Origin of the sequence: Pedobacter gandavensis (assembly GCF_014172405.1) — a bacterium.
GTDB classification, from domain to species: Bacteria; Bacteroidota; Bacteroidia; order Sphingobacteriales; family Sphingobacteriaceae; genus Pedobacter; species Pedobacter gandavensis.
On sequence record NZ_WNXC01000004.1, the window covers coordinates 72824 to 92190 of the forward strand.

Here is a 19367-nt window from a genome sequence, read left to right on the forward strand (position 1 = left end):
ATTCCAATCACCAATCATCCATCATGAAGCCGGAAATTAACATCTGCTGGTTACGAAGAGACCTGAGAGTCGACGACAATGCGGCCATATACCATGCGCTAAAAAGCGAACATCCGGTAATGCTCTTATTCATTTTCGATCAAACTATTTTAGAAAAACTGGACAATAAACAAGATGCCAGGGTCAATTTCCTGCATCAAACTTTAACAGAACTCGGCAACAATCTTCAGAAAAATCAGGGTACATCCATTTTGATCAAATATGGAAAACCCATAGAAGTCTGGGCAGAACTTTGTGAAAATTACCAGATTAAGGCAGTGTATGCCAACCATGATTATGAACCTGATGCCATCAAAAGAGATGCGGCTATCAGCGAACAACTCCAGTTAAAAAACATCAAATTCTACAGTTACAAAGACCAGGTGATTTTTGAAAAAAATGAGATCACCAAGTCTGATGGGCATCCTTATACCGTATTCACACCTTACTATCGTCAATGGCAACTGAAGCTCAACAGTTTTTATTCGAGTGCCTACCCGACGGAAAGGTACTTCCAGAATTTTTGGTCAACCGCGCCCTTTCCCATTCCCAGCTTAAAGGAGATCGGATTTGAAATCAGTACACCACAATTTCCAGGTAAAGATTTCGAAGACAAGCTGGAAGGCTATGAGAAAAGCAGGGATTTCCCTGCGGCAGATGCGACTTCACATATTGGCATCCACCTCCGTTTCGGCACCATCAGCATTCGAAAAGCAGTGAGAGCAGCCCTGGAACAAAAGGCAGACAAATGGCTTTCTGAACTTGCCTGGCGAGATTTTTACCAAATGATTTTATGGCATTTCCCTCAAACCGCTGTACGTTCATTTAAACCTAAATACGACCATATTCAATGGAGAAACCGACCGGAAGAATTTGAAGCCTGGTGTCAGGGCAATACCGGCTACCCATTAGTAGATGCAGGAATGCGACAACTCAATGCGACCGGATACATGCACAACCGGGTACGTATGGTAGTGGCGAGTTTCCTTTGCAAACATCTGCTCATCGATTGGAGATGGGGAGAAGCTTATTTTGCAGCAAAATTATTGGATTATGAAATGGCCAGCAATGTAGGGGGATGGCAATGGGCCTGTGGATCCGGGAATGATGCCGCACCTTATTTCAGGGTATTTAACCCGGAGCTCCAAATGAAGAAATTTGATCCAAAACTAGCGTATGTAGATCATTGGGTACCTGCCTATAAACAATTAAAGCATGTCCAACCTATTGTTGATCATGCTTTTGCTAGAGAAAGAGTATTGAAAGCTTTCAAAGCGGCATTAAATGAATAATGCCGCCTTTGTATTTTAGTTGGTCACTGCTGTGATTTCTATAGTATAGTCCAAACAAGAGTTTGCAGGAATAGATGGCGCTCCATTTGCCGAAGACGTAGCTGCATTTCCATAGCCCAACCAAGAAGGAATAAACATCCTCACTTTAGTTCCTTTACTGAACTTAGGCATGATAATTTTAAATCCAGGAATCAGCGATTTAGGGCTACTGATCAACGTAGATGATTCATTAATCGAATTATCAAATGTTTTTAGTGTATAAGTGAAATTCACCAATGAATATTGATCAATCACCTCTGGTCCTGTTCCTGCTGTAATTGTCTGAACATAGATTCCAGAATCAGCTCTAACTGCAACAATAGAATTTGCTGTTAAATAAGATTTAATATGCGCCTCATCTAAAGCCTTTTGAGACTCTTTATAAGTAGTCACTGTCACCACCATTACTTCGTTGGAAGGGATACCCGCAGTTGGGAAACCATTTTTACCAAAAGCCAAATTAGAAGGCAGGTAAATCTGAGTACTACCACCTGGCTGTAATTTCTGTAATACACTACTAATTGCAGGAATGGCTTTACCATAAAAACCAAAAGTAGAACCTACACGCTGTCCTTCATTACGAAGCGAAGGTGTGGTAGTGTATACCGTTCCGGTAGATAAACCAGTAAGATTAATGCTGTATCTTACTGAATCTGAACCTTTATACGTTGCCGCAGTACTGCCAACAGGTTGGTTCAAAACATAATAATAACCTGTATTAGCAGAGTCTGGAGTGGCTTTAATGTTGTTTTTTGCAAAGTACGCTGTTAGTTTAGTGGCATCTATCTGCTGAACAGTCTGATCATCCTTTTTGCAGGAACTAAAAATAACGATGGTCGCCAGGAAGGCAATGGTATAAAGTGATAACTTTTTAATCATTTGTATTTTCTATTTTATATTCTTTAGCCTAATGGTATAATCTAATATGGCAAATGGAGGTATAGGGCTTCCACCAGGACTGCCAAAATCCTTGTAAGCTAAGCCAGAAGGAATAATCAATCTGATTTGCCCTCCTTTAGTGATTTTAGGGAGTCCGATTCTCCAGCCTTCCATCGCATCCGCCAACTTTACCGTCACCGAATCTGTTTGCGCAACGGTCTGAAAAGCAGCACTAGCTCCTAAAAGACGGGCTTCAAAAGACACAACAATACTATCGCTTAGTTTAGGAAAAACGGTTCCTGTACCCTTCTCTATGAACCGATAATTCAAACCTGAAGAATCAACATTTACACTATCCAAGTTGTTATCCTTTTTATATTTTGCTATAATTGAAGCATCACGATCCGACTGTTTCTCCTCATCATAGGGAGGTGTTTTCTGACATGCAGCAAATAAACCGCATAAAAGAAACAACGACAGCAAAATCTCATTTTTTAACATAATAGACAAAAATACTCTTTTATTGGCGATGGCGCAATTTTTAACCAATTTTAACAAATAGAAAAAACCTGGTCAAAAAAAACGCCCTTAATCAGATTAAGAGCGTCCAGTTTAATTATGAATCAATACGTTAATAGCAATATTTATTCGCCGCAATAAGTTGCTGTGCGACCTTTTGACGAGCTTCTTTAACATTGAAAGCTTCCATTTTGGTAAAGCGACGTAAGCCCACCATCATCATGCGTTGTTCATCACCATCGGCGAAAGCCCATAAAGCTTCTTTACCTGCTTTTTGCAAGGCATCAACGGCCTCCACGAAATAGATGCGCATCATGTTCAGCTGCCCTTCACAAGCGGCTTCTCCAGAAAGACTCACCAGTTTTTCTGTCCTCAACATGGCTGATTCTGCCACATATACATAACCGGCCATGTCTGCAATGTTCATCAAAATCTCCTGTTCTTTAGAAAGGCTCATCATCAATTTCTGAACCGCAGCACCAGCAACCATTAAAGTTGCTTTCTTCAGGTTTTTGATGATTTTCTTTTCTGCCGCAAACAAAGCATCGTCTTCTTCTCCGAAATCCGGGATAGACATCAACTCTGCCGCCACTGCTGTTGCAGGTGTCATCAAATCCAACTCGCCTTTCATGGCGCGTTTCAACATCATGTCAACAGTCAATAAACGGTTGATTTCGTTGGTACCTTCAAAGATCCTGTTGATCCTCGCATCACGATAAGCACGATCCATCGGCGCTTCCGCAGAGAATCCCATCCCACCATAAATTTGCACCCCTTCATCTACTACATAATCCAGCACTTCAGAACCCCATACTTTCAGGATTGCACATTCTACAGCATATTCTTCCGTCGATTTTAGTTTCGCCTTACTGGCATCCATCCCCCCGGCAACCAATCGCTCATAGGCATCGTCAATATTCTGACCTGCCCGATAATTAGCCGATTCTACAGCATATACTTTTGCCGCCATTTCCGCAAGTTTATACCTGATGGCACCATACTTAGAAATCGGACGGTCAAACTGAATCCTTTCATTGGAATAATTAATCGCTGTATCGATCACCGCTTTAGAAGCACCAATTGCTGCTGCTGATAACTTAATCCGGCCAATATTTAAAATGTTCACGGCAATTTTAAAACCATTCTGACGATCAGAAAGCATATTTTCCACCGGTACCGGGCAGTCATTAAAGAATACCTGTCTGGTCGAAGAACCCTTAATTCCCATTTTATGTTCTTCTGGATTCATGGTAATGCCCCCAAAATCTCGCTCCACAATGAAAGCAGTCAGGTTGGCATCGTCATCAATTTTAGCGAACACAATAAAGATATCAGCAAAACCACCATTGGTAATCCACATTTTCTGACCAGTGATCAGGTAATGCGTACCATCCGAAGAAAGCTTTGCTTTTGTTTTTCCCGAATTGGCATCTGAACCAGAATTCGGCTCTGTTAAGCAATATGCTGCTTTCCATTCACCCGTTCCCAGCTTAGGAATGTATTTCGCTTTTTGCGCTTCATTTCCATAATACAAAATAGGTAGTGTACCAATTCCTGTATGTGCAGAAAGTGCCACGGCAAAAGAGTGACCAGCACCAATCACATCGGCAACCAGCATCGAGGTATTGAAGTTTTTTCCAAAACCACCGAATTCTTCAGGGATGGAAACACCTAGAATACCTAATGCCCCAGCTTTATCCATGAGCGAAGGCATTAATCCTTCTTCCTGTGTATCGATACGATCCAGGTTTGGGTAAACTTCTGCTGCAAGGAAATCGCGACAAGTCTGCGCAATCATTTGTTGTTCTTCATCAAATTCTTCAGGAATAAATACATCCTGGAAATCGGTTTCTGTAATTAAAAACGCTCCACCTTTAATTGTTTTTTTGTCTGTAGTTTCCATAATATCTTATTAAAGCATTTCAAAAATTCCAGCAGCACCTTGTCCGCTACCTACGCACATCGTGACCATACCATATTTCTGATCTCTTCGTTTCAATTCATTAAATAACTGTACTGATAATTTAGCGCCGGTACAACCTAGTGGATGCCCAAGGGCAATTGCACCACCGTTCACATTTACTTTTTCGGCATCAAGACCTAAAGTTCGGATTACGGCCAGCGACTGAGAAGCGAAGGCTTCATTCAGCTCTATCAGGTCTAGTTCTTCCAGTTTCATACCTGCCATTTTCAAGGCTTTTGGAATCGCCTCAATCGGCCCGATCCCCATAATTCTTGGTGGAACACCAGCGATACCATAACTAACCAGACGTGCAATCGGATCCAGGCCCAATTCCTTCATTTTCTTTTCAGAAACAACCAGTACGAAAGCTGCCCCATCAGAAGTCTGAGAAGAATTACCGGCAGTTACACTACCATTTGCGGCAAAAACAGGTCTTAATTTTGCGAGCTTATCCAAGGAAGTATCTGCTCTTGGTCCTTCATCTGTATCCACCACATAACTACGGCTTTTCTTTTTCATATTGGCATCGAGGTAATTTTCCACTACCGTGATCGGCACAACACCTGCTTTCAGGTGACCGTTTTTAATCGCTTCCACTGCTTTCATATTCGATTGAAAAGCGAAAGCGTCCTGATCTTCCCGACTTACTTTATATTCATTGGCCACTGCTTCTGCAGTTAAGCCCATTCCCCAATACCAATCCGGGTTTTTCATGGCCACATCAGGGTTTGGAACAACTTTCCATCCGCCAAAAGGCATACCCGACATGACTTCTACTCCCCCGGCAATAATACAATCTGCCATTCCGCTTTTGATCTTTGCCACCGCTGTTGCGATGGTTTCCAATCCTGAAGCACAATAACGGTTGATGGTTACGCCTGGTACTTTATCCGTATCCAAGCCCATCAGTGAAACCATACGCCCGATATTCAGGCCTTGCTCCGCTTCTGGAGTTGCATTTCCAACAATCACATCATCAATTTGTGTGGTATCCAGATTGGGTACCGAAGCCACCAACTGCCTAATCACATCTGCTGCTAAATCATCAGCTCTGGTAAAACGAAATACACCACGTGGAGCCTTGCCTACTGCGGTACGATATCCTGCTATAATATATGCTTCTTGCATGATCTGTGTCTTTTAATAGAAAAAATTAGTTTCTTAAAGGTTTCCCTTTGGTCACAATACTTTGAATACGCTCCAATGTTTTACGTTCCCCGCAAAGCGATAGGAAAGCCTCCCTTTCCAGGTCCAGCAAATATTGTTCTGTGACCTCTGTTGGTGCGGAAAGATCTCCACCACACATGACCCAACCCAACTTTTCCGAAATTTTCTTGTCATGTTCAGAAATGTACTGACCGGAATACATGGTATTTGCGCCGGCATAAACGATGCCCAAACCTTGTTTTCCCAACACCCTAATGTCCTTACGTGGTACTGGTTTCGTATAACCTGCATCAGCCAACTCAATTGCTTTTGCTTTCGCATCCGCGATCAAACGGCTCCTGTTCATCGAAATCGAATATTTATCCTTCTGCAAATAGCCCAGTTCAAAAGCTTCTACAGCGGAGGTCGATACTTTTGCCATCCCAATCGTCAGAAACCTGTCTTTCAACACATTTTGCACAATCTGATCCTCTTTATACTCATCGGAAGCACGCAAAGCAAATTCTTTGGTCCCCCCACCGCCAGGAATCACACCAACACCAAACTCTACCAATCCCATATACGTTTCTGCGTTCAATTGCACATGATCGGCGTGTAAACTAAATTCACAACCACCACCCAGCGTTAAATTATGTGGCGCAACGACTACTGGAATCGAAGAATACCGGATACGCATGGAAGTGTTCTGGAACATGCGAATGGCCAGGTTCAATTCTTCCCACTCCTGCTCTACGGCCATCATGAAAATCATACCCACATTGGCACCGGCCGAGAAGTTGGCGCCATCGTTTCCGATCACGACTCCTCTATATTCTTTTTCCGCAAGGTCTATCGCTTTATTGATGGCTTGTAAAGTATCGCCACCAATGGTATTCATTTTGGAATGGAATTCGACATTCAGGATACCATCCCCAAGGTCAATGATGGAAGCACCACCATTTTTCCAGATCGTTTTATTGGCTCTTAAATTATCAAGGATGATAAAAGCCTCTGTTCCTGGAACTGCTTTATAAGTTCTGGAAGGAATGTCATAGTATTTTTTTACACCATCTTCCACTTTATAGAAGGCCGTATGACCTGCGGCCAGCATTTCATGAACCCATGGCGCTGCCTCGTGTCCATACTTTTTCATTCCTTCAATTGCATCGGCAACACCTACTGCGTCCCAAACCTCAAAAGGGCCTAAATCCCAGGCAAATCCGGCACGCATGGCATCATCAATCCGGTAAAGCTCGTCTGAGATTTCCGGAATGCGATCCGATACATATTCAAACAGTCCGAAGAAAGACGCGCGGAACAATTCTCCGGCTTTATCTTTTCCTGCGGCAAAAACTTTCATTCTATCTTTTACATTCTCAATAGATTTAGTGATATCCAATGTGGCTGATTTCACTTTCTCCTGAGGACGGTATTCCAGGGTTTTTAAATCCAGGGCTAAAATTTCGGTTTTGCCATCAGCAGTTTTTGTTTTTTTATAAAACCCTTGTTTGGTTTTATCACCCAGCCAGTTGTTGGCTTCCATTTTCTCTACATAAGCGGGAAGCTTAAAAAGATCATGGGCTTTATCATCCGGACAATTGTCGTAAAGTCCTTTAGAAACTTTAATCATCGTATCTAAACCAACCACATCTGTGGTACGGAAAGTCGCCGATTTTGGCCTTCCTAAAGCCGGACCCGTAAATTTATCTACTTCTTCTACCGTAAGGTCCATTTTCTCTACCAAATGCAGTAAAGACATGATCGAATATACACCTACCCTATTGGCAATAAATGCTGGCGTATCCTTACATAAAACCGTTGTTTTTCCTAAAAATTTGTCTCCGTAATGCATTAAGAAATCCACCAGTTCCGGATGTGTATCCGGTGTAGGAATGATTTCCAGCAACCTCAGGTAGCGCGGTGGATTAAAAAAGTGCGTTCCACAGAAATTTGCTTTGAAATCTGCAGACCTTCCTTCTGCCATCAGGTGAATCGGGATGCCCGAAGTATTAGAGGTCACCAATGAACCCGGTTTACGGAATTGCTCTACCTGTTCAAATACTTTTCTTTTAATATCCAGGTTTTCTACCACCACCTCAATGATCCAGTCGTAAGACCCAATCTTTGACATATCGTCGGTAAAGTTTCCTGTGGTAATTTTATTCAATACCTTTTTGGTATAAACAGGGGAAGGATTGGTCTTCACCGTGTTTTGTAAAGCAGCATTTACAATTCTATTCTTCACTGCTGGCTGGTCCAGGCTCAATCCTTTAGATTGCTCCTCCGCGCTCAGCTCTTTTGGAGCAATGTCCAGTAAAAGTACTTCAACTCCAATGTTCGCAAAGTGACAAGCAATACGTGAACCCATAATTCCTGAGCCCAATACTGCTACTCTATTTATCTTCTTGTTCATAATTTTCAGTAGGAATTTTATATGCCAGTGTAAGTTTATTCAGTTTCTGTAATGAGGCGATCAAATTATTCTTCTCCTGCGTACTAAAATGGGTATTCAGGTATTCGTTAAAGGAAATTACGACCTCTCTTGCGAGCGCTCTTTTTTCACGACCCAAATCAGTCAGGAAAACTTTCACCGAACGCTTGTCGCCAATCGAAGTTTCTCTATATATTAACCCCTGTTCTTCCATATTGTTTAACATCCTGGATAAACTGGTTGCTTTCACTCCCAGTAAACCTGCCAGTTTGGAAACAGCGGTCCCTTCTTTTTCAATATTGATCAGCACATAACCAATGGCCTGTGTGATTCCGAACCCGGAAGCGATCTGATTATAGGTGTTGGAAACATTCTGCCAAACCACCTTCAGGAAATAATCTACTGTCTCTTGTTGTTTCATTAATTACTATGCTTGCATAACAAAGCTATCGAATAAATAAATCAAATGCAAGCAAAGAAAAAAAATATTATTTTATTTTATTAGACAGAAAATCAGGCTGATTACACAATAAATCGTAAATTCCATAGCAATGAGTAAGCGCAGTAAGCAGGTGATTTTTAAGACCAAAAGAATTTACGAAAAACCCGCCAAAGGCGATGGGTTCAGAATACTTGTGGATCGGCTCTGGCCCAGAGGCTTAAAAAAAGAGGACGCAGCGCTGGACTGCTGGCTTAAAGAAATTGCCCCAAGTGTAGCACTCCGAAAATGGTTTGATCACCAGCCGGAACGATGGTCAGGTTTCAACCTGCAATACAAAGAAGAACTGGCAAAGAATCCGGCAGTAGCCGAGCTCCTTGAAAAAACAAAGACACAGGCCCACATCACCTTGTTATATGCCGCGCATAGCGAGACCTATAACCACGCGCAGGTATTGCTTGGTTTTCTAGAAGAACAGCTGATGCAGGGCTAACAAAGCCAGCCAAAAGATAAATATATCAGGAAGGCTTCCCGGGCAGGTGTTTCAATTTATCCCTCAACACCTGGTATTCTTTTTCCAGGTATCGGAATGCTTTGGTACCAATGACGCCCTCCGCATAGTCCATTTTTTTCTTTTCATAATCCGCAGCCACCTGATCAAAACGGGCTTTAATAGCAAAAAACTTCATTTTTTCTGCTTTCTCCAGCGGACTATCCGGAGCACCATTCAGGTTTCCTACATAAGCACTGTCGGAGATTAATTTTTCATTGGAAGATTTTAAACAGACATAAACTTCCATTTGCTCCGTCATCATCCATTCTCTGTCTAGCGGGATAAAACAGCTCCCATCTGCTCTTTTTGCCGCATTAAGAAAAGTACTTGCACGTTTTTTTGTTGGGTGACTGACCAATACCATCAGGATATCATCAGCAGCACCGTTCTCCTTTATACCGGAATCCCAGCTTAAATCAAGCCCTTCTACTCCTTTACTTACTTTGAGGTCCTCAGCCATTTCCAGTGTACCACGGCTCAGGATCACTTCGTTATAATCGACTTTTATATTGGGGTATTCCCCTGTTAAAGCTTGTTTTTTGTTATAGGAAGTCGCCAGATTATGCGGATTTTTAATGGAACCCGCTGATTCCTGCTTAAAACTGACATTGATAAAATCCTTCATCGGTTTAAGCAACTCCATCGTCAGCTTCATCGCCTCTTGATTGGCTTTCTGTTTTAGACTTGGTTTCCCCGGTTTTCCCTTGCTCCGGCACACCGCTTGCCCATTTAACATATAAAAAACCATATTTCCTATTTTTCCGGAAGGATGCCCAAAAGGCCCCACTTTGCATATTGCCATGATATAAATGATTAATTCGTCTGAATTGACTGGAACCAAGCTACTCATAAACAATCGCATATACTAGTAATCGACCGAAATAATACTAATTACTTTAGTAAAAATCACCCTATATCAACCCCCATTTTATCAGCTTTCACAAGCAAATTAAGCAAGCATGGCCCTAGCAACCTACCCCTAAAACCCGCATAAGAATTACTGCAATTAAACGCCATATTAACCCTAATTACTCCAGCATGGTTTGCAAATAAAAGTTAAAACAAAAAGAAAGCGTCTTACCTATAGAGGTAAGACGCTTTTCAAATGAAATTAAATCAGGACTAGTAAAGTGTAAATTCTACTCTTCTGTTCAATTGACGACCAGCTGCAGTTTTGTTAGTTGCAATTGGTTGATTTGGACCATAACCTACCGCTTCAATACGTGAAGGGTTGGCGCCTTGAGACACTAAGTAAGCTTTTACTGATTCTGCTCTTTCTTTCGACAAGCGCATATTTAAAGCCATAGAACCTGTGTTATCAGTATGACCACCTAATTTCAGGCTAAAGTTTTTCTCTACTAATAATGCCGCAACACGGTTTAAAGTAGGATAAGATTTTTCACGGATCGTTGCTTTTCCTAAATCAAATTCTAAGTTTTTAATCGCTTCTTCTACTACCTTACGATCAGCTTCAGTAATGATTACTTTCTCTTGGATTACTGGAACCGGAACTTTTAAAGGACAACCAGCACCATCAACAACGATACCCGCTGGTGTACCTGGACATTTATCCAATTTATCAGCAACACCGTCACCATCAGAATCTTTCAACAAATCATTCATATCAGCTCTCAATTTATCATTGTCAGCTTTCAATGCATTTGCAGTTTGTTTTGCAGCTAAGGCTTCTTCATAAGTTAAAGCTACCGGATTGTGCCATGCCAATTGTTTTGATCCTTTTCCTAAGGCAAATTCAAGACCTGCATAACCATAGTTATATTTGTCATTATTACCACGGTAAACTCCATCCAGGTTATCACCATCAACAAAGTTAACAGTCCAGCCTAAATCTAAGTTCATACGTTCTGTCAATTTGAATTTAGCACCCAATCCAACCGGAATAATCAATTCAGAGATCGTTTTATCTCCTGCATAATCAACCAATGGACCATCAACAGTACCCGAAGTTTTTACTTTGTAGCCCGCCAAACCAGCACCCGCAGAAGCATACAATTGTACTGCACTGTTGGCATTGAACATACTGATGTTAAATAAATTTACCACTGCATTTAAACTTCCTGAATACTCCAGGTTAGTTTCAAAGGAATTTACAGCACTTGTGTTTGGCGCACCGCTTTTCCAGTTTTCAGAGTTATCACCTTTCAATTTACCTCTAACCCCGTCTAAACGTAGAGAGAAATAAGGAGTAATCTGATTCTTAATATACAAACCGTAACCAAGACTAGATTTTGAATTGGAAAAATCATTTTTCCCACCCAAAGGAGATAATGGAGTTAAAACCCCAGCATTTACACCAATCGACCAAGTAGTCAACTGACTAGACTTTGCACCTGCTTGATCCTGCGCCTGAACAGAACCTCCAACTAGGAGCGCAGCAATAGCTACAGGCAGGGTTTTAATAAAATTTTGTTTCATAAGATAAGTATTGAATAATTATTACAATGTTTAATCATGCAACTCATTTCAATACTCAGGCCAATTATTAAAACTGCTTTAAACGACTATAATTAGGTTTGAACTGTGCAGAATTTTAGACAGCTACCAACCTAGCCATTGATCGTCACCACGTGGATCTGCTCCACCTTGATAATTACCTTGTTTTGTTTTTAGGATCCCATCTACTCTTCCCATCGGACCTCTTGGTGTGATGACATAGCCTTTAGCTTCCAGTTTAACGCGGGTAATTGAATCGATTGCTCCTTTTTCTGTATAGATTACATCAGGGAGCCATTGGTGGTGAAACCGCTTAGCAGAAACCGCCTGCTGCATATTCTGGTCGAATTCGATCACATTTAGAATGGTCTGAAAAACAGACGTTATAATTGTTGAGCCACCTGGGGTACCAACCACCATAAAGAGTTTTCCATCTTTTTCAAGGATACATGGCGTCATTGAACTTAACATCCGCTTTCCTGGCTCAATGGCATTGGCTTCGCCACCCACTAATCCATACATATTAGGCGCACCGGGTTTCACGGAAAAATCGTCCATTTCGTTATTCAGTAGGAAACCCGCACCTTTGACCACAACACCCGCTCCATAAGAACCATTTAAGGTTGTCGTAATAGATACCGCATTTCCACTTTTATCGACAATAGAAAAATGTGTCGTTTCTTCATGCTCCTTTCCTGAAACTACACCTGCTTTAATCGCTGTGCTTGAACCGGCTTTCGACCAATCAAAACTCTTCATTCTATGCTTAATGTACTGATCTTCCATCAAGGCTTTTGCCGGAACGGCATAGAAATCCGGATCACCAAGATGCGTGGCACGATCCGCGTATACCCTTCGCTCCGCCTCTACCATTAACTGAACGGTAGAATCCTGCTGAAAGCCCCATCTTTTCAAAGGATAAGGTTCCACGGATTTGAGCAACTGAATCAAAGCAATCCCACCACTGGAAGGCGGAGGCATGGTAATAACCTTATACGATTTATAGGGGCCGGTAATGGCTTTGCGCCAAACAGCCTGGTAGTTTTGTAAATCTGCTTTGGTTAAGATACCGCCACCACGTTTCATCTCCTGCAAAATTTGATCGGCAACTTTACCTTCGTAAAAGCCAGCCTTTCCCTGATCGCGGATCAGCTCCAACGTTACCGCCAGCTCCTCCTGCTTCAATAAATCATTTGCAGCCCATTTTCCAGCTTTCAACAAAGCGGTCCCATCGGGATTTAATTCCAATAAACGGCTGGAAAGTTCATTAAGTTCATCTGCCTGCTGGCTGCTCAGTGGAAAACCATTTCTGGCCAGCAAAATCGCTGGTTCTAATAATGTTGCCCAAGACAAATGCCCATACTTTTTATGGGCGGCTACCATTCCTGCTACTGAGCCAGGAACACCTGCGGCCAATTGCCCGTAAAGACTTTTGTCTACAATTGGTGCACCGGATGCATCGAGGTACATATCTCTGGATGCTGCAGCTCCAGCTTTTTCTCTAAAATCCAAAGTATTGGTTTCACCGCTATCAGAGCGATAGACCATAAAACCACCGCCACCAATATTTCCGGCATTAGGGTACACTACAGCCAGTGCAAACTGCACAGCCACTGCTGCATCTATTGCATTCCCATGTTTTTTCAAGATTTCCAGGCCAACTTTTGAAGCCAATGGACTGGCAGAAACCACCATCCCATTGCGGTATGTGGTAGGGCTGTTTTTTCCCAATGGCCTTCCGGCACAGCCCGACAATACAAAGGCAATTGCCAGTACCTTTAAAAACAAACCTTCACGCTTCAATAACTTAGCCTTTATAATCTGCTGCATCTGTATAAATTTTTTCTATAATCACTCCGTTTTTCTCCAGAATGACCTTTCTTTTTAAGCTTAATTTAGGGGTAAGTTCACCGCCCTCAATGCTCCATTCTTTGGAAAGCAAAGCCACGCGCTTCACTTGTTCCCATTTGCCAAATTCCTTGCCGCTATAAGCCACAATTTCATCGTATTTTTTCAAGACCTGTGGGTCTTTGATCATCAGTTCATTGCTGGTATAAGCAATTCCCTTTTTTTCGCACCATGCTTTTAGCGCTGCAAAAGTAGGAATAATTAAAGCCGATGGGAATTTTCTATTTTCACCCAGTACCATCACCTGCTCGATCAGGGGAGACTCTTTCAGTTTGTTTTCCAGCATTTGTGGCGCTACATATTTACCGCCTGCAGTTTTAAAAATCTCTTTCTTACGATCGGTGATCTTTAAGAACCGACCCTCTACCATTTCACCAATATCTCCGGTATGGAACCAACCTTCTTTATCGATCGACTCAGCGGTTAAGTCTTCCCGGTTGTAATAACCTTTCATCACGTTATGTCCACGAACCAATACTTCACCATCAGGCGCAATTTTAACCTCTACCCCTTCAATCGTTGGACCTACCGTTCCAAATCTGGTGGCCCCGATATAATTCACTGTGATCACCGGAGAAGTTTCCGTTAAACCGTATCCTTCCATCACCGGCATGCCAGCCGCCCAGAAGATCCGACACAAACGAGCATTCAGCGCTGCTCCACCCGAAACAATCACCACAATCTCTCCACCCAGGGCTTCCTGCCATTTCTTAAAGACCAGCTTCCTGGCTATCGCCAGTTTAAACTTATAAAAAGAACCGTTATCGAATTCAAATTTCTCTGCCACTGAAAGCGCCCAAAAGAAGATCCCCCTTTTAATTCCGGTAAGCGCCTTTCCCTTTTCCATAATTTTATCGTACACCTTTTCCAGGAGCCTTGGAACCGTAGAAAAAGCATTTGGTTTGACAAACTGGATATCAGCCACAATCGTTTCCATACTTTCTGCATAATAAATGGCTGCACCTTTATACATGTGCAGGTAAACAATCATCCTTTCAAAAATATGCGACAAAGGGAGAAAGCTCAATGCCTTGTTTAGTCCGGGGGGAACCAGCACCGAAGATTTCTCAAAATTCTTCACCAGGTTATCATGAGTCAGCATCACCCCCTTAGGCGTACCGGTAGTTCCTGAAGTATATATTAAGGTTAAGATATCTTCTGGTGTGACCTGGCTACGGTAAACTTCCAGGTCCAAATCTGAAGCTGCTTTCCCAGCCTCGATCAGCGCTTCCCAGGAAGGAACGCCTTTCACCGGACTGAAACTATAAATTTTAACCTCATGCGGTAAAGCTGCACAAGCCAGCTTCACTTTTTCATAGATCAGCTCATCTGCCACAAACACGATGGTCACCTCCGCATTCTCCAGAATAAATTTGATGTCATGCTCCGCAAGTGTAGGATATAAAGGAACCTGATAAGCTCCTAACTGTATGATGGCGAAATCGCTGATGTTCCATTCTGGCCTATTGGCAGACATGACTGCCACCCTTGAACCTTTCTCGACACCAATACCGATCAGACCTCTGCTGAGGGCATCAACGGTCTCACAGAAATGTGATGTACTATATTTTTTCCACTCCCCTTTAACCTTACCACTGATAAACTCCTCTTTGGGAAAATTCTCTAAATTGTATTGAAGTAAATCAAATACGCGTGTGATATTTACAGCCATATACGGTTATTTTTATATTTTCTATCTGGTCTTTCTCAAATCTAACAAATTATATGTGCTATTAAAACCAATTATTATAATGGTATGTTTTCTTTTCTTAAGAAGAATCAGGATAAGATTCTGTTGCAGATTTGCCTAAAATAAAGCGTTATTTCCATGCAAAAACCCAGATGAAACAGGAATTCAATCTCATGTTCGATATAAATAATACAAGAAAAATACTTTAAAATGACTTAACGGCACAATAGTTGTAAGGGGTGCTACTTGGTTACAAAAATTAATTAAAAACACAATTATGAAGAAATTACTTACTATTATTTGTTTATCCGTGATTGCTACATTTGCATTCCAATCTACTTCAAACGCGCAAAGTTATAAGAATGCTATTGGTGGACGTTTTGGTGCAGCTAATGGAGTTACTTTTAAAACAACATTGGGTGGTAACAAAATGATAGACTTAATTGCCAACTTTAGATCAAATGGTAACTACAGCTATTTCCGTGTAACGGGCTTATATGAAATTTATAATCCCATCAGCAATGCTTCTGGTTTAAACTGGTATTATGGTATTGGTGGTACTGTAGGATCTGTAAAATACAAACCACATAACGAAAGCGATCTTTATTTAGGTTTAGATGGTGTATTGGGTCTGGATTACAAATTTGCGGATGCGCCAATCAACCTTTCCTTAGATTGGAAACCAGCAATTGGATTGGTTCCTGAGACAGATTTTGACGCTTCAGGTGTAGGACTATCTTTACGTTTTACTTTCTAAAGCAATTCGTTCTACTGGGTAATTCCAGCTTAGAAAAACCGAATAAAAAGAAAAGGGTTAATGGCATGAATCATGCAATTAACCCTTTTCTTTTTGGCTATACTTTAAAATAACCCTGATCTATTGACGTTTAAACGCCCATCCAACCTTTACGTACGGCAACTTGTGCTGCTGTAGCATTCGGATCGATCTCTGCAATCAGTTTTATGTTTGGATTTGCTTTTAGTGTTACCTTGAAATCACGCTCTTCTCCGTCTCTTTTCACTTTCACCGTGATGACATCACCAACCTTGCTACCTGAAATCACAGGCATACGCTCTAAAGCAGCTTCAACCGGAATTCCGTTTACACTCACCACCTCATCATTTACATTCAGGCCATCTACCCATGCGGAAGAATTTCTCGATACCGCAGAGATGTAGATTTTACCTTCTGTTTTCTTAGAAGCTACGCCGATATAAGGAATTTGTTTTCCTTCATTTTCATTTTTAATCTTGATACCTGCATAACCAAAGTATTTATCATACTCCAATGGATGCGTACCCGTCACATATTTAGCCCAGAAATCAGTAAAACTTTTACCACTGATTTTTTCTACCATTGCCTTAAATTCCGCATCAGTATATCCTCTGTTCAGTTTCTTGCCTTGCAGGTACATCGCTTTCATGACATCATCCAAGCTCTTTTTACCATTTGTGGCATTGGAGATCTCGATATCCATGAGCAGACCTACCACCTCACCTTTGCTGTAATAAGAAACGCCGGTGTTGTTAGAATTTTCATTTGGTCTATATCCCTTGATCCAGGCATCATAACTAGATTCTGCCGCCGATTGTACTTTAGCACCTGGGGTATTGGCTACATTGGCTACTGCAGTTGCTAATGCACTTGCAAAACCTTGCTGATCAATAAAACCGGCACGCAATACCAGTTTGTTCTCATAGTAAGAAGTGAAACCCTCAGAAACCCATAGGTTAGTGGTATAGTTTTCATTGTCATAATCGAATGGACCTAAAGCAATCGGGCGCATTCTTTTCACATTCCATAAATGGTAGTATTCATGGGCAACCAAATTCATGAAGCCTAAATAGCCTTCTGGCGTATTGTAAGCATTACGCGAAGCACCAAGTACGGTAGAGTTTAAATGCTCTAAACCACCGCCACCTCTTTGAAAATTATGTACAATAAAAGTATAATGCTTGTTCGGGTTTTCACCATAAATGGCTGTTCCCTGCTCTACCAATTTCGCCATATCTACTTTTAAGCGCTCTTTATCGTAGTTACCACCACCAAACATCGCTACGGTATGTTTTACACCTGAAGCCTCGAAATCAAAGATATCCTGGTTTCCAACTTCTATCGGGCTATCAAACAAAATATCAAAATCTGCAGCTTTATAAGTGAAAGCTTGTCCGGCAACTGGCTCTAGACCTGTAGATACCTGCGTCCATCCTTTATAAGGAATCACTTTCACAGTGCTTGGCAGGTTTAGCATCCCATCAGGATACATAAAAATACCTGTGCTAGATAGGAAAGCATGACGGTCGTCAATGAAAGAAGTACGTACAGAAACTTCAAATGCGTACACTCTATATTTGATTTTAACATTTTTTGCCTTGTTAGCATATACTCTCCAGGCATTCTTTCTTACTTTCTCAAATTTTGCTGGTTTGCCATTTGCCGTAGCCGTAAAATCTTCTACGCTTTTCTCAAACTCACGAATCAGGTAAGAACCTGGTGCCCATACTGGCATTTTCACATCCACATAATCTTTAGTTAATCCGGAAATGTTCATTTCCATTTCTACATAATGAGCTTGTGGTTCTATAAAGCTCACTTCGAAGCCTACTTTTACTTGCGATTTTGCGGTCATACCTAATGCTAGTAATATTACTAATCCTGTTAATGTTTTTTTCATTGAATTGTCCCTACTTTTTTTAATATTCCCCTAATGCAATTAAAGAAATTGCGTTTTCTCTGGTGTTTTACTATTAATATCTGAAATTACGCTAAACCATCTGTCATTTTCATGGTCATACTGTTTCGCAAATTTATAATTTATCCTTTTTGGTTGCCTTTAAAATGGAAATTAAGCTGTAACATACTTAATACAAGCTATTAGAGGCGGTTTAAATAAATATTTTTGCTTATTAAACCATCCCATTCACCACACAAATATGAAACTAAGGTACATTATCTATATCCTCATCGCTCTAGGCATCGCTTATTTAGTTTATTATCGAATTTCTGCCAATAAGAAAATAGCTGGGGATGGCCCGGGAATGTCAAAAGGCAAAGGTGGCCCGGCCAAAGGATTACAAGTGAATGGTGTGGTGGTGAGTACCAGTGATTTCAGCAGCAACCTGGACATTACCGGAACGCTGGAAGCCAATGAGACAGTAGATCTTCGGAGCGAGGTGTCCGGACTCGTCACCAAAATTAATTTCCAGGAAGGCTCAAATGTAACGAAAGGCAGTTTATTGGTAAAAATCAACGACCGCGACATACAGGCACAATTACAGGATGCCTTGACCAAGCAGAAATTGAGTGCAACAATTGAGAGCCGATCCAAACAATTATTGGACAAAGGAGCAATCAGTCAGGAAGAGTATGATACTTCTCTAGCCAACCTGCAATCGCTAAAAGCACAAGCAAACCTGGTGAGGGCACAATTGGCCAAAACCGCTATATATGCACCATTCTCTGGAAAAATCGGGCTTCGCTCCATTTCTGAGGGTGTTTATTTAACTCCAACTATGGTGATTGCCAATTTATCGAGCATCAACCCTTTAAAGCTCAGTTTTTCTGTTCCGGAGAAATACATCGGACAAATTAAATCGGGTGCGGATATCTCCTTTACGACCGATGGTTACCCAAAAACATTTACAGGACGCGTATTTGCCATAGAGCCTGGTATCAATACTGCCACCAGAACACTTCAGATCAAAGCAATGGTTCCAAATGCAAGTCAGGAGCTTCGTCCAGGTTCTTTTGCCAAGATAAAACTTGCGCTGAATACTACAAAAGATGCGATACTCATTCCAAATGAGGCCATTATTCCGGTATTAAAAGGAAAAACCGTGTTCATTAGTAAAAATGGAAAAGCACAGCAAATTCCTGTAGAAGCAGGAACCCGTACTGCGGAACATATTGTGATCACTTCAGGATTAAGTGTAGGAGATACCGTACTCACCACCGGTGCAATGTCGTTAAAGCAGGATGCTCCTGTGAAAGTAACTGTGGTTAAAAATTAAGTTG

General features: G+C 41.5%; 15 protein-coding genes. 4 read left to right on the top strand and 11 right to left on the bottom strand.

Going from position 1 to position 19367, the window contains the following annotated elements; genetic code table 11:
• Window positions 1-23: 23 nt before the first annotated feature.
• A complete protein-coding gene (locus tag GM920_RS12625; RefSeq protein ID WP_182957748.1) occupies window positions 24-1331 on the top strand; it encodes a cryptochrome/photolyase family protein in 1308 nt (435 codons plus the stop codon).
• Window positions 1332-1346: 15 nt separating this feature from the next.
• Here GM920_RS12625 and GM920_RS12630 read toward each other — a convergent pair whose 3' ends face one another.
• The 6 genes from GM920_RS12630 to GM920_RS12655 form a co-directional block, all read right to left on the bottom strand.
• Window positions 1347-2249, bottom strand: coding sequence for an FKBP-type peptidyl-prolyl cis-trans isomerase (locus GM920_RS12630; protein ID WP_182957751.1), 903 nt, complete (start codon window positions 2247-2249; stop codon window positions 1347-1349).
• 9 nt (window positions 2250-2258) lie between these two features.
• On the bottom strand, window positions 2259-2750 hold the full coding sequence (locus GM920_RS12635) for an FKBP-type peptidyl-prolyl cis-trans isomerase (RefSeq protein WP_235964516.1): 492 nt from the start codon (window positions 2748-2750) through the stop codon (window positions 2259-2261).
• A gap of 130 nt (window positions 2751-2880) precedes the next feature.
• Entirely contained in the window at window positions 2881-4671 is a 1791-nt protein-coding gene (locus tag GM920_RS12640; RefSeq protein ID WP_182957757.1) for an acyl-CoA dehydrogenase family protein, read from the bottom strand.
• 9 nt (window positions 4672-4680) lie between these two features.
• Window positions 4681-5859: an acetyl-CoA C-acyltransferase gene (locus GM920_RS12645; protein WP_182957760.1), complete on the bottom strand. Its 1179-nt coding sequence runs from the start codon at window positions 5857-5859 to the stop codon at window positions 4681-4683.
• Between the two features lie 25 nt (window positions 5860-5884).
• A complete protein-coding gene (locus GM920_RS12650) occupies window positions 5885-8290 on the bottom strand; it encodes a 3-hydroxyacyl-CoA dehydrogenase/enoyl-CoA hydratase family protein (protein ID WP_182957763.1) in 2406 nt (801 codons plus the stop codon).
• Entirely contained in the window at window positions 8271-8729 is a 459-nt protein-coding gene (locus GM920_RS12655; protein WP_182957767.1) for a MarR family winged helix-turn-helix transcriptional regulator, read from the bottom strand. Before GM920_RS12655 ends, GM920_RS12650 begins: the two co-directional genes overlap by 20 nt.
• Window positions 8730-8859: 130 nt before the next feature.
• On the opposite strand from GM920_RS12655, the gene GM920_RS12660 reads away from it, so the two are divergent.
• Window positions 8860-9240 (top strand): DUF488 domain-containing protein, encoded by a 381-nt coding sequence (locus GM920_RS12660; RefSeq protein WP_182957770.1) that lies wholly within the window; start codon window positions 8860-8862, stop codon window positions 9238-9240.
• 25 nt (window positions 9241-9265) lie between these two features.
• On the opposite strand, the gene GM920_RS12665 is transcribed toward GM920_RS12660, so the two are convergent.
• The 4 genes from GM920_RS12665 to GM920_RS12680 all read right to left on the bottom strand — a co-directional run bounded on the left by GM920_RS12665 (window position 9266) and on the right by GM920_RS12680 (window position 15334).
• Window positions 9266-10102, bottom strand: a complete 837-nt coding sequence (locus GM920_RS12665) for a DUF6266 family protein (RefSeq protein WP_182957773.1) — start codon at window positions 10100-10102, stop codon at window positions 9266-9268.
• 320 nt (window positions 10103-10422) lie between these two features.
• Window positions 10423-11736 carry a DUF6089 family protein gene (locus tag GM920_RS12670; protein ID WP_182957775.1) on the bottom strand — a complete coding sequence of 438 codons (1314 nt, stop codon included), beginning with the start codon at window positions 11734-11736 and terminating at the stop codon, window positions 10423-10425.
• Between the two features lie 123 nt (window positions 11737-11859).
• Window positions 11860-13584 carry a gamma-glutamyltransferase gene (gene ggt, locus GM920_RS12675; RefSeq protein WP_182957778.1) on the bottom strand — a complete coding sequence of 575 codons (1725 nt, stop codon included), beginning with the start codon at window positions 13582-13584 and terminating at the stop codon, window positions 11860-11862.
• Window positions 13562-15334, bottom strand: a complete 1773-nt coding sequence (locus tag GM920_RS12680) for an AMP-dependent synthetase/ligase (RefSeq protein WP_182957781.1) — start codon at window positions 15332-15334, stop codon at window positions 13562-13564. The genes ggt and GM920_RS12680 overlap by 23 nt, the downstream gene beginning before the upstream one ends.
• A 295-nt stretch (window positions 15335-15629) precedes the next feature.
• Between GM920_RS12680 and GM920_RS12685 the strand changes: the two genes are divergently transcribed.
• Window positions 15630-16109, top strand: a complete 480-nt coding sequence (locus GM920_RS12685) for a hypothetical protein (protein WP_202986105.1) — start codon at window positions 15630-15632, stop codon at window positions 16107-16109.
• A gap of 130 nt (window positions 16110-16239) precedes the next feature.
• On the opposite strand, the gene GM920_RS12690 is transcribed toward GM920_RS12685, so the two are convergent.
• Window positions 16240-18027 (bottom strand): M61 family metallopeptidase, encoded by a 1788-nt coding sequence (locus GM920_RS12690; RefSeq protein WP_235964517.1) that lies wholly within the window; start codon window positions 18025-18027, stop codon window positions 16240-16242.
• 259 nt (window positions 18028-18286) lie between these two features.
• On the opposite strand from GM920_RS12690, the gene GM920_RS12695 reads away from it, so the two are divergent.
• The gene (locus GM920_RS12695; protein WP_182957783.1) at window positions 18287-19363 is read left to right on the top strand and encodes an efflux RND transporter periplasmic adaptor subunit; all 1077 of its coding nucleotides are present in this window, start codon (window positions 18287-18289) and stop codon (window positions 19361-19363) included.
• Window positions 19364-19367 lie beyond the last annotated feature (4 nt).

What these genes read in the sequence shown, in the direction of transcription:
- GM920_RS12630 (WP_182957751.1), bottom strand. Translation starts at nt 2,249, where the DNA reads ATGATTAAAAAGTTATCACTTTATACCATTGCCTTCCTGGCGACCATC.
- GM920_RS12655 (WP_182957767.1), bottom strand. Translation starts at nt 8,729, where the DNA reads ATGAAACAACAAGAGACAGTAGATTATTTCCTGAAGGTGGTTTGGCAG.
- GM920_RS12680 (WP_182957781.1), bottom strand. Translation starts at nt 15,334, where the DNA reads ATGGCTGTAAATATCACACGCGTATTTGATTTACTTCAATACAATTTA.
- GM920_RS12625 (WP_182957748.1), top strand. Translation starts at nt 24, where the DNA reads ATGAAGCCGGAAATTAACATCTGCTGGTTACGAAGAGACCTGAGAGTC.
- GM920_RS12690 (WP_235964517.1), bottom strand. Translation starts at nt 18,027, where the DNA reads ATGAAAAAAACATTAACAGGATTAGTAATATTACTAGCATTAGGTATG.
- GM920_RS12660 (WP_182957770.1), top strand. Translation starts at nt 8,860, where the DNA reads ATGAGTAAGCGCAGTAAGCAGGTGATTTTTAAGACCAAAAGAATTTAC.
- GM920_RS12695 (WP_182957783.1), top strand. Translation starts at nt 18,287, where the DNA reads ATGAAACTAAGGTACATTATCTATATCCTCATCGCTCTAGGCATCGCT.
- GM920_RS12635 (WP_235964516.1), bottom strand. Translation starts at nt 2,750, where the DNA reads ATGTTAAAAAATGAGATTTTGCTGTCGTTGTTTCTTTTATGCGGTTTA.
- GM920_RS12665 (WP_182957773.1), bottom strand. Translation starts at nt 10,102, where the DNA reads ATGGCAATATGCAAAGTGGGGCCTTTTGGGCATCCTTCCGGAAAAATA.
- GM920_RS12650 (WP_182957763.1), bottom strand. Translation starts at nt 8,290, where the DNA reads ATGAACAAGAAGATAAATAGAGTAGCAGTATTGGGCTCAGGAATTATG.
- GM920_RS12670 (WP_182957775.1), bottom strand. Translation starts at nt 11,736, where the DNA reads ATGAAACAAAATTTTATTAAAACCCTGCCTGTAGCTATTGCTGCGCTC.
- ggt (WP_182957778.1), bottom strand. Translation starts at nt 13,584, where the DNA reads ATGCAGCAGATTATAAAGGCTAAGTTATTGAAGCGTGAAGGTTTGTTT.
- GM920_RS12685 (WP_202986105.1), top strand. Translation starts at nt 15,630, where the DNA reads ATGAAGAAATTACTTACTATTATTTGTTTATCCGTGATTGCTACATTT.
- GM920_RS12645 (WP_182957760.1), bottom strand. Translation starts at nt 5,859, where the DNA reads ATGCAAGAAGCATATATTATAGCAGGATATCGTACCGCAGTAGGCAAG.
- GM920_RS12640 (WP_182957757.1), bottom strand. Translation starts at nt 4,671, where the DNA reads ATGGAAACTACAGACAAAAAAACAATTAAAGGTGGAGCGTTTTTAATT.